Genomic DNA, 13,676 nt, shown 5'->3' on the forward strand with positions numbered 1-13,676 from the left:
GCTGGATCCGAGCAGGCGAAACACCGTGCGGGCGAACTGGGCGTTGGCGGTCAAGTCACGTTCATCCATGGCGATGCGGCGGGCTTTGTGTCCGACGAGAGGGTGGATGTGGCCGCCTGCCTCGGTGCGACATGGATTGGCGCGGGGGTGGCTGGCACGATCGAACTGCTGGCACGAAGCCTGCGCCCCGGCGGGATCATTCTGATTGGCGAGCCTTACTGGCGGCAGTTGCCGCCGACGGATGAGGCGGCGAGGCAGTGTCTTGCGGGCTCGATCTCCGACTTTCTCATGCTGCCAGCGCTTCTTGCGTCCTTCGGCGAGCTTGGCTACGACGTCGTCGAGATGGTGCTGGCGGACCAGGACAGCTGGGACAGATACGAGGCGGCCAAATGGCTCACCCTACGCCGATGGGCGGACGCCAATCCGGGCGACGCGCTCGCCGAGGAGGTTCGCGCCAAACTGCGCTCGGAGCCCGTGCGCCATGCCGCCTACACACGCGAGTACCTGGGCTGGGGCGTGTTCGCGCTGATGTCGCGGCACTGAGGGGGTGACCGGGCGAGGCGACGGTGATTGCCGGCGTGATCGGGGACTTCTGCCCGGCGTGCGCTCGCCCGCGACGGACTCGCGGCCTTGGTCCGGAGCTGATCCCGATCAAGGCGACCACCGGCCTGTTGATCGTAGGCTTCGCGCGGCTTAACAGACGCCGCCAGCGTGGCGGTCAACGGAGAATTTGCATGAAATCCATCCAGGTGTTCGATCTGTCTTCGGGCGGCAGTGCCGCTGTGGGTGAGGCTGCGGCACGGGGCGCCTTCGCCGCCGACGTCGAGTGGGCGAACAAGCAGGGCGCGCGCATCGAGTGCATCAGCCTTGCCGAGCAGCCCGGCGCGCTCGCGCAGCATGCGGTCGCGAAGGACCTTGTCGAGCGTTCGGGCCAGGCGGCGCTGCCGCTGATCCTGGTGGACGGCGAGATGGCGCTTTCCGGCCGCCATCCCACGCGCAGCGAACTGGCGCGCTGGGCGGGGCTCGAGCAGCCGACGCTGCGCCCGATTCGTAGCGGCGACTGCTGCTCGGGGGGCAACTGCGGCTGAGGCGGTGGTGGCGCTGGCGCGATGGTCGGGCGGCCGACGGTGCCAGCGCCTGATCAATCGCGGTCGGCGTCGGTCTGCGCGATAGTGCGGCCGCGCGGCCCGGACCGGCGTCGAGACGCGCAAGCAAGGGCAGTGCGCGCCCATGATGCTAGGATGCAGGCCCCGACTGAGCACGATGCTGCGATGGGACTGGCCTGGCTTGGCGGCTTGCAGCCTTGGCTGTCCGAGATTGCGCGGCGCCGCACCGACCCCCGATGACCGCCCTGCATACCGAAGTCGCCCTCGAAGACGAGATCTGCGACGACCTTGCCGCCGCCGGCTGGCTGCACGACGCCGCCGATGCCGCGCGCTACGACCGCGCGCTGGCGCTGTTCCCCGACGACGTGGTGGGCTGGATCCAGGACACGCAACGCGAGCTCTGGGCGAGCATCGAGCAGACCCACGGCGCCAACGCGCGCAAGCTGGTGTGCGAGCGCCTGCGGCGCACGCTGGCTGACCACGGCACGCTGCATGTGCTGCGCCACGGCTTCGAGCTGCTGGGGCTGCGGCGGCCGATCCAGGTGGCGCAGTTCCGCCCGGCGCTGGCGATGAACGCCGAGCTGCAGGCGAAGTACGCCGCCAACCGCCTGCGCGTGGTGCGCCAGCTGCGCTATTCGCTGCACCACGAAAACTGCATCGACCTCGGGTTGTTCCTCAATGGCATCCCGGTGGCGACCGTCGAGATCAAGACCGACTACACCCAGGCGGTGGAAGACGCCGTGCTGCAGTACCGCAAGGACCGCCCGCCGCGCGTGGCGGGCAGCAATGCGGTGGAGCCGCTGCTGGCCTTTCCGCAGGGCGCGCTGGTGCATTTTGCGCTGAGCAACTCGGCGGTGCGCATGACGACGAAGCTGGATGGCTTTGCCACCGTGTTCCTGCCCTTCGACCAGGGCGACGCCGGCGCCGCCGGCAATCCGCCCAACCCGCAGGGCTACGCCACCGACTACCTGTGGAAAGCGGTGTGGGCGCGCGATTCGTGGCTGGAGATCCTCGGCCGCTACATCGTGCCGAGGAAGAACGACGCGCGGCAGCTCATCGACACGATCTTCCCGCGCTATCACCAGCTCGACGCCACCCGCGCCCTCGTCGCCGCGGTGCGCCGCGACGGGCCGGGCGACAAGTACCTGATCCAGCACTCGGCCGGTTCGGGCAAGACCAACTCGATCGCGTGGACCGCGCACTTCCTCGCCGACCTGCACGACGAGGCCAACGGCAAGGTCTTCGACACCGTGGTGGTGGTGTCGGACCGCACCGTGCTCGACGACCAGCTGCAGGAAGCCATCATGGGCTTCGAGCGCACCCAGGGCGTGGTCGCGGTGGTGAAGGGCGAGGGCGCGAGCAAGAGCCAGGAGCTGGCCGAGGCGCTCGCCGCCGGCAAGAAGATCGTGGTGTGCACGCTGCAGACCTTTCCCCGCGCGCTCGACAAGGTGCGCGAGCTGGCGGCGACCGAGGGCAAGCGCTTCGCGGTGATCGCCGACGAGGCGCATTCCTCGCAGACCAACGAGACCGCGGCCAAACTGAAGGCGGTGCTGTCGCCGGCGGAGCTGGCCGAGCTGGAGGACGGCGGCGAGTTCGACACCGAGGACCTGCTCGCCGCGCAGATGCAGGCCAAGGCGGCGGGCAAGGAATTGGGCATCACCTTCGTCGCCTTCACCGCCACGCCCAAGGACAAGACGCTGCAGCTCTTCGGCACGCGGCCTGACCCGTCGCGCCCGCCTGCGGATGACAACCTGCCCGCGCCCTTTCACGTGTATTCGATGCGGCAGGCGATCGAGGAGGGTTTCATCCTCGACGTGCTGCAGCACTACACCAGCTACAAGGTGGCTTTCAACCTGGCGCACGAGGGCGGGGCGGCTCAAGGGGGTGCGACCCTCTCCGAGGTCGATCGCGACACCGCCATGAAGGGCATCATGGGCTGGGTGCGGCTGCACGAGTACAACATCGCCCAGCGCGTGCGCCTCGTGGTCGAGCACTTCCGCCAGCATGTGGCACCGCTGCTCGGCGGCCAGGCCAAGGCCATGGTGGTGACCGCCAGTCGCAAGGAGGCGGTGCGCTGGCAGCTGGCGATGCGCAAGTACATCGATGAGCACGGCTACCGCATCGAGACCCTGGTGGCCTTCTCGGGCGAGGTCGAGGACCCCGAGTCCGCCCCCGAGCCGCTCGCCGAGACCAGCGCGCTGATGAACCCGCGCCTGCGCGGCCGCGGCATCCGCGAGGCCTTCAAGGGCGGCGACTATGCCATCCTGCTGGTGGCCAACAAGTTCCAGACCGGCTTCGACGAGCCCCTGTTGTGCGGCATGTACGTCGACAAGCGCCTAGCCGGCATCCAGGCGGTGCAGACGCTGTCGCGCCTGAATCGCGCGCATCCGGGCAAGGACACCACCTACGTGGTCGACTTCGTCAATGACCCGGACGAGATCCTCGCTGCCTTCCGCGTCTATCACACCACCGCCGAGCTCGCCGGCGTCAGCGACCCCGAGCAGATCTACACCCTGCGCGCCAAGCTCGACGGGCTGGGCTTCTACGACACGTTCGAGGTCGATCGCGTGGTCGAGGTGGCGCTGCGCGGCAGGGACCAGTCCGCGCTCGACCGCGCCCTGGTGCCGGTGGCGGATCGTCTGCTCAAGCGCTACGCCGCCGCCCAGCGCCGCCGGCGCGATGCTGAAGAAGGCAGCGCCGACGCGCGCGCCGCGAAGCTCGAGCTCGATGCGCTGATCCTGTTCAAGCGCGACATTGCCACCTACGTGCGCCTGTACGGCTTCCTGTCGCAGATCTTCAACTACGGCAACACCGACATCGAGAAGCGCGCGATCTTCTTCCGCCTGCTGCACCGGCTGCTCGACTTTGGCCGCGAGAGCGAGACGGTGGACCTGTCCTCGCTCGCGCTGACCCACTACACGCTGAAGAACCTCGGCACCCGCCGCCTGGCGCTGGACGCGGCGCAGGGCGAATACAGGCTCAAGCCCAGCGGCCCGGGCGGCGGCGCGGTGCGCGACAAGGAGAAGGCGGCGCTCGACGAGATCATCGCGCGGGTGAACCAGCTCTTCATCGGCGAGCTCACCGAGGGCGACAAGCTGCTCTACGTGGACAAGGCGATCAAGGGCAAGCTGCTCGAGTGCGAGACGCTGATCGAGCAGGCGGTCAACAACACCAAGGAGCAGTTCGGCAGCTCGCCGGACCTGGATGCGCGCATCCTCGACGCGGTGATGGACGCGCTGTCGGCCTTCACCTCGATGAGCCGGCAGGCGCTGGAATCCGAGCGCATCCGCGCCGAGATCAAGGCCATCCTGCTCGGTCCGGGGCGGCTGTACGAGCTGTTGCGGGCGTCGCGCGGGCGCGGCTAGAGGGCGTGGGCTCTGCCGACCGTACGCCCTCGAACGTGCGGCACTTGCGAGCAGCCTGACCGAGTGCGCCGCCCCCGCGCTGCGCGTGGTCGCTTCACTGGGCTGTATTGAGTTGTGAAACGTTACGCTATACACTAAGCCATGATTAAGAGCTTCGAGCACAAAGGGCTTCAAGCCTTTTTTGAGACTGGCAGCAAGGCAGGCATCCAGCCGCATCACGCGCCAAAGCTGGCCCGATTGCTGGCACGACTTCACGCCGCCAAGGTGCCCGAGGACATGAACGTGCCGGGATGGCGTCTGCATCCGCTTGTCGGAAGTCTGGCAGGCCATTACTCGGTTTTCGTGAATGGCAACTGGCGTCTGACGTTCCGCTTTGACGGCGGAGACGCGGTTCTGGTCGATTACCAGGACTATCACTGAGGGCAGCACCATGACAACGATGTTCAACCCGCCGCACCCCGGCGAAACGCTCCGGGAGGATGTTCTTCCTGCTCTGGGCCTGACCGTGACCGACGCCGCCGCGCAACTTGGCGTGACCCGCGCTGCGCTGTCTCGCGTGCTGAACGGCCATGCTGCAATCTCGCCGGAAATGGCCTTGCGCCTCGAAGGCTGGCTCGGCGTGGAGAACGGAGGCAGCGCAGACGCCTGGATTGCGCAGCAAGCCGCCTATGACTTGTGGAAGGCCCGCGCTGCCGGCATGCCTGCGGTGGAGCGTGCGCCCGAGATGAAAAGCACCTGACCGATGACTGAGCTTGCCGCCCTGAAGGCCCGCATCCTGGCGAACCCCGAGGCCCGCGCCGACTACGAGGCGCACGCGCCGGAGTTCGAGCTTGCGCGCGAATTCATTGCCGCCCGCACTCGCGCCGGCCTGGGGGCAACTTTCCCGAGGGCGAGCATCTCTGGTGCCAGGCTGGCCATCCGCATCAGGTTGTGGGCCAAGGCAAAGAACAAGACCACGCACTTGACCTTGACCAGTCCGCGTACGCGGAACTGCTGTAGCCCCCGATTGCGGCTGTGGGCATTGACGCATTCGGCGGTTGCGGCGCGGTTCTTGTAGATCGCCTTGGCCTCATCGGTCCCCACGCGCGCGCGCCACGCCGCCACGGCCAGACTGTCCTTCGGCTTGGGCTGGTGCGGATCGACCGCCTTGTCCTTGGACGCCGGCACTGGCCCATACACCGTGGTGTGTGCGCTGGCTTGTTCGACCTGCTGGTGACCGACGAAGCCGCCATCGACCAACCACGCCTCGGGCGCCTGGCCTCGCGCTCGCGAGCCGGCCTGGGCATCAGCAAGGACACCCGCGCACAACTGCTATCCCACGGCATCAGCGGCGTGCAGGCCGCGCACTACGACCGGCACGCATACACCGACGAGAAGCGGGCCGCGCTGGTGGCCTGGGAGGCGAGGCTAGAAGCCATCCGCCAGGCCGAGCGCGCGCCCTCGAACGTGGTGCGGCTGGGGCAGCGCGCGGTGGCATGACTGGCTGTCCCCATTGATTGCTTATAACACGCAAGCTATATTTACTCCATGAGCTACCGTATCGAGTTCTTCAACGAAGCCGTTGAAGCTGAGGTGATGGAGTGGCCCGGCGGCATTCTCGCCAGCTTCACCCGGATTGCGGAACGCATCACCGAACACGGCCCGAACCTTGGCATGCCCTACACCCGCGCAATGGGTGATGGGCTGTTCGAGATTCGCGCGAAGGGGCAGGAAGGCATCGGACGCGCCTTGTTCTGCACTGTCGTCGGCAAGCGCATCGTCATCCTGCATGGCTTCATCAAGAAGACCGAGCAAACCCCGCAGCGTGCATTGGACACCGCACGCCACCGCATGAAGGAGGTCCGCCCATGAGCGAGAAATACAACCCTGTCGCCTTCAACCCCCGCGCCTTCGCAGAGGAGGCCAGCAAGCGCGACCCGGCATTCCGTGAAGCCTACGACGGCATGGCCGATGAGTTTGCCGCCCTGGCCGAGCTGCTGCGCGCCCGCCAGCGTGCCGGTCTGACGCAGACGGAGTTGGCCGAGCGCATGGGTGTGTCGCAGCCTGTCGTGGCCCGCATCGAAGGCAGCATCGGCAGCCGCAAACATGCTCCATCCCTGGCGACCTTGCGCAAGTATGCGGACGCCTGCGGGCAGAGGTTGGTGATTCGCTTCGAGCCAAAGCAAGAGCACGCAGCCTGACCGGCATGAAAACCGCATTCGAGAGCATCAGGCGTGGCCTGCAAGCGGCCATCGAGCACGCCGAAGGGCATTCCCCACCGGGCACCTGCATTCATCGCCCGCGCCCGGTGGACGTGAAGGCTCTGCGCGCCAAGGTAGGCATGACGCAAGAGCAGTTCGCCGCGCGCTTCGGGTTCTCGACGGCGACCCTTCGCCACTGGGAGCGAGGCGACCGCACCCCGCACGGCCCCGCGCTCGTACTGCTCAACGTCATCGAGCGCAACTCCACCGCAGTCATCGAAGCCCTGAGCGCCTGACCGATGACTGAGCTTGCCGCCCTGAAGGCCCTCATCCTGGCGAACCCCGAGGCCCGCGCCGAGTACGAGGCGCAAGCGCCGGAGTTCGAGCTTGCGCGCGAACTCATTGCCGCCCGCAGCCGCGTCGGCCTGGAGGCAACTTTCCCGATGGTGCGCACGATGGAGCGCAAATAAGCCCCAATAAGGGAATAGCCCAAAAGCAAAAAGGCCAGTTCGCGAGAACTGGCCTGAGTGCTTGAATTCGTGGTGGGGGCACTAGGACTCGAACCTAGGACCAATTGATTAAGAGTCAACTGCTCTACCAACTGAGCTATACCCCCGTTGCCTTGCGGCAGACCGGATTGGCGCCCGATCAGAAGCCGCGAATGATACCGGGCTCCGTAGTGCAGCGCAACACCCTTGTCACCGCTTTTTCGCATTCGCCCTGGTCGCGCGATCAGGCCAGGATGCGGCCGGCGCGGCGGCGGCTGCCGACGCCGGCCAGTCCGCCCAGGCCCTGCGCGCCATGGGCGTGGCAGATGGCGCAGGCGAGGGCGTCGGCGGCGTCCGCGCTGGGGCTGGCATCGAGCAGCAGCAGGCGCTGGACCATGTGCTGGACCTGTTCCTTGTGCGCCTTGCCGTAGCCGACCACCGATTGCTTGACTTGCAGGGCAGTGTATTCGGCCACCGGCAGGTCACGTGACACGGCGCCGCAGATCACCGCGCCGCGGGCCTGGCCGAGGAGCAGGGTGGATTGCGGGTTGACGTTGACGAAGACCTTCTCGACCACGACCACGTCGGGCCGGTAGGTGTCGATCACCTCGCGCACGCCGTCGAGCAGGGTCTTCAGCCGCCCCGGTAGTTCGCCGTCGCGGGTCTTGATGCAGCCGCTGGCGACGTAGCGCAACTGGCTGCCGAGCTGGTCCACCAGGCCGAAGCCGGTGATGCGCAGCCCGGGGTCGAGGCCGAGGATGCGGGTGGCGACGCTGTGGCTGGCGGCAGCGGTCAAATCTTCACCGCGGTGCCGCTCACGCACACCATCAGCATGCCGTTGTCGGCGCCGAGAACCTCGTAGTCGACATCGATGCCGACGATCGCGTTGGCGCCGAGCTTCTGCGCGGCCTCTCCCATTTCTTCCATGGCGATGCGACGGGCGTCGGCCAGGGTGCGCTCGTAGCTGCCCGCGCGGCCGCCGACGACGTTGCGGATCGAGGCGAACATGTCCTTGAACAGGTTGGCGCCGATGATGGCTTCGCCATTGACCACGCCGAGGTACTGGCGGATCGGCTGGCCGTCGAGGTTCGAGGTGGTGGTCATCAGCATGGCATGCTCCGCGCAAGGGGATGGGGAGCCCTGATTCTAGCCCTTGCGCGCCAGCCACACACCCGACACGGCGACCGCCATGCCGGCAATGGCCACCAGCGACAACTGCTCGCCGAACATCGCCCACGCGATCAGCGCCGTGGTCGGCGGCGTGAGATAGAACAGGCTGGCGACGTTGACCGCGCTGCCGCTGCGGATCAGCAGGTTGAGCAGGCTGATCGCGCCCACCGACAGCACCACCACCAGCCATAGCAGGGCAAAGATGAACTCGCCGCTCCACGTGATGTGCAGGGTCTCGGTCTGGCTTGCGACCAGCGCCGTCAGCGCCAGGCTGGGCAGGAACTGCAGTACCGAGCCGGTGCGCAGGTCGAAGCGCGGGCAGAAGCGCTTCTGGTACAGGGTGCCGGCGGTGATGCCGAGCAGGGCCGCGAGCGCCGGGATCAGCATGTGCACCAGGGCCTCGCCGCCGGCGCCATCGACCCCGGCCTTGCTGCCGACCACCAGCGCCACGCCGCCAAAACCGAGCGCGAGCCCGATCCACTGGCGCGCCGACACGCGCTCGCCGAGCAGCAGGCCGGCGAGCGCCGCGGTGAGCAGCGGCTGCATGCCCACGACCAGCGCCGAGATGCCTGCCGGCAGGCCGCGGTGGATGGACATGAACACGCCGCCCAGGTACAGCGCGTGCACCAGCACGCCGGTGACGCCGATGTGCAGCGCCTCGAGCGGGCTGGCCGGCCAGGGCGCGCGCATGGCGAGCGCGATCAGCGTCATCAGGCCGATCACCAGCACGTAGCGCGCGACCAGGAAGCTGAGCGGTTCGGCATAGGGCAGGCCGAACTTGGCGCCGATGAAGCCGGTGCTCCACAGCAGGACGAAGAGCAGCGGGGTGAAGCGCTGGAGCAGGGGGGCGGGCATCATGTCGGGCGCGGGCCTGGAAAGGAAAAGCGGCGCCGGGCGCCGCTCTGCGGGTGAAACGGGGCGAAGGGCGGTGGATTACTCGTCGAACTCCGCCGAGGTGTACACCTCCTGCACGTCGTCCAGGCTTTCCAGCGCGTCGAGCAGCTTCTGCATGCGGGTGGCGTCCTCGCCGATGAGCTCGATGGCGTTCTCGGGCTTCATCGTCACTTCGCCGAATTCGGCGCTGAAACCGGCCTGCTCGAGCGCCTCCTTGATCGCGGTGAACTCCCACGGTCCGGTGATGACTTCGATCGAGCCGTCGTCGTTGGTCAGCACGTCTTCGGCGCCGGCCTCGAGCGCGGCCTCCATCAGGGCGTCCTCGTTGGTGCCGGGGGCGAACAGCAGCTGGCCGCAGTGCTTGAACTGGAAGGCGACGCAGCCGTCGGTGCCCATGTTGCCGCCGTACTTGGAGAAGGCGTGGCGCACGTCGGCCACGGTGCGGGTCCGGTTGTCGGTGAGGCAGTCGACCATCACCGCCGAGCCACCGATGCCGTAGCCCTCGTAGCGGATCTCTTCGTAGCTCACGCCCTCGAGCTCGCCGGTGCCCTTCTTGATCGCGTTCTCGATCTTGTCCTTGGGCATGTTCACGCCCTTGGCCTTGTCCACCGCCAGGCGCAGGCGCGGGTTGAAGCCGGGATCACCCCCGCCCATCTTGGCGGCGACGGTGATCTCCTTCGCCAGCTTGGAGAACGCCGCACCGCGCTTTTCGTCCTGCCTACCCTTGCGGTGCTGGATGTTGGCCCACTTCGAATGACCCGCCATAAGTTTGACCTCTGTACTGCATCAGCGATTGAAGAGGCCGGCATTATACCGCCCGGGCGGGAGGGCGCTGGCACTGCTAAACTTTTGCGCACGACATTTCCGACCCGAGGAGCACCCCATGGCCGAACCGATGCTGATCGCGAAAGCGCACGACCAGGACGCCTTCAAGGACATCGTCCTGCTGCCGCGGCTGTCGAACCGGCATGGCCTGATCACCGGCGCCACCGGCACCGGCAAGACGGTGACGCTGCAGAAGCTCGCCGAATCCTTCGCCAACATCGGCGTGCCGGTGTTCGTCGCCGACATCAAGGGTGACCTGTCCGGCATCGGCGCCGCCGGCACCGCCTCGCCCAAGCTGCTGCAGCGGCTCGAGGCGATCGGCATCGGCGAGTATGCGCCGCGCGCCAACACGGTGGTGTTCTGGGACGTGTTCGGCGAGCAGGGCCACCCGGTGCGCGCCACGATCTCGGACATGGGGCCGCTGCTGATCGCGCGCCTGCTCAACCTCAACGACACCCAGACCGGGGTGCTCACGCTGGTGTTCAAGATCGCCGACGACAACGGCATGTTGCTGCTCGACCTCAAGGACTTGCGCGCGATGGTCCAGTACGTGGGCGAGAACGCGAGGAGCTTCACCACCGAGTACGGCAACATCTCGCCGGCCTCGATCGGCGCTATCCAGCGCAACCTGCTGGCGCTCGAAGAGCAGGGCGGCGACGTCTTCTTCGGCGAGCCGATGCTCGACATCAACGACCTCATGCAGACCGGCGCCGACGGCCGCGGCGTGATCAACGTGCTGGCGGCCGACAAGCTCTACCACTCGCCCAAGCTGTATTCCACCTTCCTGCTGTGGATGCTGTCCGAGCTGTTCGAGCAGCTCCCCGAGGTGGGCGACCCGGACAAGCCGAAGATGGTGTTCTTCTTCGACGAGGCCCACCTGCTGTTCAACGACGCGCCCAAGGCGCTGATCGAGAAGATCGAGCAGGTCGTGCGCCTGATCCGCTCGAAGGGCGTGGGCGTGTACTTCGTCACGCAGAACCCGCTGGACGTGCCCGAGACCGTGCTCGGCCAGCTCGGCAACCGGGTGCAGCACGCGCTGCGCGCCTTCACCCCGCGCGACCAGAAGGCGGTGAAGACCGCCGCCGACACCATGCGGCCCAACCCCGCCTTCAACGCCGCGCAGGCGATCACCGAGCTCGGCGTGGGCGAGGCGCTGATCTCCTTCCTCGACGACAAGGGCCGGCCCGAGGTCACCGAGCGTTGCTTCGTGATCGCGCCGGATTCGCGCCTGGGGCCGCTGAGCGAAGCCGAGCGCCGTGCGGCGATCGCCGGCTCGGTCATCTACGGCCACTACGAGCAGGTGGTGGACCGCGAGTCGGCCTACGAGATGCTGCGCGCCCAGGCCGCGGCCTCGGTGGCGGCGGCCGAGCAGCAGGCCGCGGCGCGCCAGCAGCCGGGGGCGGGCGGCGGCGTCAGTGACATCCTGTTCGGCTCGACCGGTCCGCGCGGCGGCCAGCGCGACGGCCTGGTGCAGATTGCGGCGAAGACGGTCACGCGCACCATCGGCAGCTCGATCGGGCGCCAGATCGTGCGTGGCCTGCTCGGGTCGCTGCTGGGGGGCAAGCGCTAGGGTGTCGGGTGCTGGGTGCCGGGTGTCGGCTACAGTGCCGGAGGTCGGGTTGCAGCGGCCTGCGCTTACCACGGACCGCAGCGCTGCTTGCCCTGGATCGAGATGCAGCTGCGGTTACGCCCCGCGCGCTTGGCCGTATAGAGTGCGCGGTCGGCGGCGTTGACGAGGCTGTCGGCGTCTTCCATCTGCGCCTCGCGGGTGGCGACACCGATGCTGACCGTGATGCCGATCGACCCTTTCTCGCTGTCGATGCGGAGCGCCTCGACGACGCGACGAAGGCGCTCGGCGGCCAGCAAGGCCGACTTGATGTCGGCGTTCTGGCACACCATGAGGAACTCTTCGCCGCCCATCCGGCAGATACTGTCGTTCTTGCGCGCCGAGCGCTGAATGACCTGCGCCACCTTGCGCAGGGTGGTGTCGCCGACGGCATGGCCGTGGGTGTCGTTGATGCTCTTGAAATGGTCGATGTCCAGCATCAGCACGGACAAGGGCTCGCTTGACCTGTCCGCGGCGCTCCAGGCCCTGGCCAGGCTGTTCATGCCCGAGCGCCGGTTCGGCAGATTGGTCAGCAGGTCGGTCATTGCAGCGTGGGTCAGGCGCCGGTTGCTGATCGCAAGCTCGGCGGCGAACTGCTTGAGCTTGGCACGATCGCGTTCCCAGCCCTCGAGCACTTCGGTGTAATGACGCGCGGCAAACAGCCGGGCCCGCAGCATGAGCATGTCGATCGGCTTGGTGAGGTAGTCATCGACGCCCCCGTTGAAGGCCTCCAGGACTTCCTCGTCCTCCTTGGCCGCGGTCAGCATCACGATGTACATCGTCCGCCCCCACTCGGACGCGCGCAGCGCCCGGCACAGCTCCAGTCCGTTCAGGCCCGGCATGTGCCAGTCCGTGAGCACCACCTGAGGCATGGTCTCGAGGGCGAGCGCGAGCGCCTCGTGGCCATTCGAGGCGCAGGTCACCTGGTGGCCGAGGGTCTTCTCGAGTGCCAGCTGCAGCGCCCTGCGTGTGGTGGGGTCGTCCTCCACCAGCAGCACGCGCATCGCGTAATCACTGGCATGCCGTGCCGTGTTCGCCTCGCTCAGGTGGGCGAATGAGGGCAGCGCAGTGGCGGGCACCTTGAGCAACTCGCCCCATGCAAGCCAGCTCTTGACCAGGTCGTCGATGGTGCGACCCAGTTCTTCGGCGTCGAGTCCGAGCTTGCTGCCCAGCAGCAGCAGCCCGGGAATCTGGCCGGCGCGCTCGTGCTCTTGCGCGGTTCCCAGGTCGGCCACGCACTTTGCCAGGTAGAACAGATTGACAAGCCGGTGCGGCCTGGATCCCGCGGAGAAGCCCGAGGACTCGGGATCCTCGTGATAGTAGACCGGCTCTACCAGGGCGCTGGGGAGGCCCCATTCGGTGAGCAGGGCGGCGGAGAGCTCGAGGTGGTCGGTGTGCAGGTACTCCTGCTCGAGCTCCCGCAGGCGCGTTGCCGCGTCGGGGTGTGCAAGCAGCGGGCTGTACTCCGTTGGGTGGGCCGTTGCCAGCGCCAGGCAGCCAACGCGCGCGAGCAGGCCGCAGGCGAACAGCTCGTCCGCCGCCCCGGCGCCCGCCAGGCCGGAGAAGGCCTGCATGGCCACGCCCATCAGAAGCGAGTGCGACCAGAAGCCGTCGTAATCGAAACCGGGGCAGGGGCCCGCATGGTACTGGTCGACGAGCGAGAAGCCGAGCGCGAGATTGCGCACGGTGCCGAGACCGAGGCGGGCGATGGCATCCGTTACCGAGGCTACCGGGCGCCCGCCCCGTGCCGCGGAATTGGCCTGGCGGAGCAGTCTGCCTGCGAGCGCCGGATCGGTCTGGGCGATACGCGCGATTTCGTTGATATCGGCGTCGTCCTTGCGGCACAGCTCCAGGATGGCGAGCGCAACGCCCTTCGGGCTGGGAAGCTCGCCATCCAAGGGGATCTGATCGAGTTTCTTCATGTCCTGCGCCCGATGCCCGTGGCTGGTTGGAAGCGGCGACAATGCTGGCATAAATCCGGCTGCACGGGTTTACCACCTGATCCACGGTCCGGTGCGGTAGGACGACCGCGCATCCGGCGC

At 67.6% G+C, this 13,676-nt stretch carries 15 protein-coding genes, 1 tRNA gene and 2 pseudogenes; 11 read left to right on the forward strand and 7 right to left on the reverse strand.

What is annotated here, in order from left to right; genetic code table 11:
• Window positions 1-6 precede the first annotated feature (6 nt).
• From ACMV5O_RS03460 to ACMV5O_RS03480, 5 genes and pseudogenes are all read left to right on the forward strand, one after another.
• Window positions 7-543: pseudogene (locus tag ACMV5O_RS03460) on the forward strand (SAM-dependent methyltransferase); the annotation flags it as partial.
• 191 nt (window positions 544-734) lie between these two features.
• A complete protein-coding gene (locus ACMV5O_RS03465) occupies window positions 735-1,088 on the forward strand; it encodes an arsenic metallochaperone ArsD family protein (protein WP_416162172.1) in 354 nt (117 codons plus the stop codon).
• 254 nt (window positions 1,089-1,342) lie between these two features.
• Window positions 1,343-4,471, forward strand: coding sequence for a type I restriction endonuclease subunit R (locus ACMV5O_RS03470; RefSeq protein ID WP_416162173.1), 3,129 nt, complete (start codon window positions 1,343-1,345; stop codon window positions 4,469-4,471).
• Window positions 4,472-4,612: 141 nt separating this feature from the next.
• Window positions 4,613-4,891, forward strand: coding sequence for a type II toxin-antitoxin system RelE/ParE family toxin (locus ACMV5O_RS03475; protein WP_270069078.1), 279 nt, complete (start codon window positions 4,613-4,615; stop codon window positions 4,889-4,891).
• A gap of 10 nt (window positions 4,892-4,901) precedes the next feature.
• Complete coding sequence (locus tag ACMV5O_RS03480) at window positions 4,902-5,210, forward strand: HigA family addiction module antitoxin (RefSeq protein WP_416162174.1); 309 nt, start codon at window positions 4,902-4,904, stop codon at window positions 5,208-5,210.
• 62 nt (window positions 5,211-5,272) lie between these two features.
• Here ACMV5O_RS03480 and ACMV5O_RS03485 read toward each other — a convergent pair.
• Window positions 5,273-5,731, reverse strand: a pseudogene (locus ACMV5O_RS03485) (transposase); the annotation flags it as partial.
• Between ACMV5O_RS03485 and ACMV5O_RS03490 the strand changes: the two are divergent.
• From ACMV5O_RS03490 to ACMV5O_RS03510, 5 genes are read left to right on the forward strand one after another with little or no spacing between them, the layout of a single operon-like run.
• Window positions 5,669-5,950, forward strand: a complete 282-nt coding sequence (locus ACMV5O_RS03490; RefSeq protein ID WP_416162341.1) for a hypothetical protein — start codon at window positions 5,669-5,671, stop codon at window positions 5,948-5,950. The pseudogene ACMV5O_RS03485 and the gene ACMV5O_RS03490 overlap by 63 nt on opposite strands.
• Before the next feature lie 48 nt (window positions 5,951-5,998).
• Window positions 5,999-6,322, forward strand: a complete 324-nt coding sequence (locus ACMV5O_RS03495) for a type II toxin-antitoxin system RelE/ParE family toxin (RefSeq protein WP_416162175.1) — start codon at window positions 5,999-6,001, stop codon at window positions 6,320-6,322.
• Complete coding sequence (locus ACMV5O_RS03500) at window positions 6,319-6,651, forward strand: helix-turn-helix domain-containing protein (RefSeq protein ID WP_416162176.1); 333 nt, start codon at window positions 6,319-6,321, stop codon at window positions 6,649-6,651. The genes ACMV5O_RS03495 and ACMV5O_RS03500 overlap by 4 nt, the downstream gene beginning before the upstream one ends.
• 5 nt (window positions 6,652-6,656) lie before the next feature.
• Window positions 6,657-6,947, forward strand: a complete 291-nt coding sequence (locus tag ACMV5O_RS03505) for a helix-turn-helix domain-containing protein (RefSeq protein WP_416162177.1) — start codon at window positions 6,657-6,659, stop codon at window positions 6,945-6,947.
• A gap of 3 nt (window positions 6,948-6,950) precedes the next feature.
• A complete protein-coding gene (locus ACMV5O_RS03510; protein WP_416162178.1) occupies window positions 6,951-7,121 on the forward strand; it encodes a hypothetical protein in 171 nt (56 codons plus the stop codon).
• 70 nt (window positions 7,122-7,191) lie between these two features.
• On the opposite strand, the gene ACMV5O_RS03515 is transcribed toward ACMV5O_RS03510, so the two are convergent.
• From ACMV5O_RS03515 to ACMV5O_RS03535, 5 genes are all read right to left on the reverse strand, one after another.
• Window positions 7,192-7,267 (reverse strand) — tRNA-Lys (locus ACMV5O_RS03515).
• 116 nt (window positions 7,268-7,383) lie between these two features.
• Window positions 7,384-7,935, reverse strand: a complete 552-nt coding sequence (ruvC, locus tag ACMV5O_RS03520; protein ID WP_416162179.1) for a crossover junction endodeoxyribonuclease RuvC — start codon at window positions 7,933-7,935, stop codon at window positions 7,384-7,386.
• Window positions 7,932-8,249, reverse strand: coding sequence for a heavy metal-binding domain-containing protein (locus ACMV5O_RS03525; RefSeq protein ID WP_416162180.1), 318 nt, complete (start codon window positions 8,247-8,249; stop codon window positions 7,932-7,934). Before ACMV5O_RS03525 ends, ruvC begins: the two co-directional genes overlap by 4 nt.
• Window positions 8,250-8,285: 36 nt before the next feature.
• Entirely contained in the window at window positions 8,286-9,167 is an 882-nt protein-coding gene (locus ACMV5O_RS03530) for a DMT family transporter (protein ID WP_416162181.1), read from the reverse strand.
• 75 nt (window positions 9,168-9,242) lie between these two features.
• Window positions 9,243-9,968, reverse strand: a complete 726-nt coding sequence (locus tag ACMV5O_RS03535; protein ID WP_416162182.1) for a YebC/PmpR family DNA-binding transcriptional regulator — start codon at window positions 9,966-9,968, stop codon at window positions 9,243-9,245.
• Window positions 9,969-10,086: 118 nt separating this feature from the next.
• On the opposite strand from ACMV5O_RS03535, the gene ACMV5O_RS03540 reads away from it, so the two are divergent.
• Window positions 10,087-11,598, forward strand: coding sequence for a helicase HerA-like C-terminal domain-containing protein (locus ACMV5O_RS03540; RefSeq protein ID WP_416162183.1), 1,512 nt, complete (start codon window positions 10,087-10,089; stop codon window positions 11,596-11,598).
• A 65-nt stretch (window positions 11,599-11,663) separates the two neighbouring features.
• Here the strand turns inward: ACMV5O_RS03540 and ACMV5O_RS03545 are convergent, their stop codons facing one another.
• On the reverse strand, window positions 11,664-13,556 hold the full coding sequence (locus ACMV5O_RS03545; protein WP_416162184.1) for a diguanylate cyclase: 1,893 nt from the start codon (window positions 13,554-13,556) through the stop codon (window positions 11,664-11,666).
• Between the last annotated feature and the right edge of the window lie 120 nt (window positions 13,557-13,676).

This window comes from Thauera sp. WH-1 (genome assembly GCF_047806685.1).
Taxonomy (GTDB): Bacteria; Pseudomonadota; Gammaproteobacteria; order Burkholderiales; family Rhodocyclaceae; genus Thauera.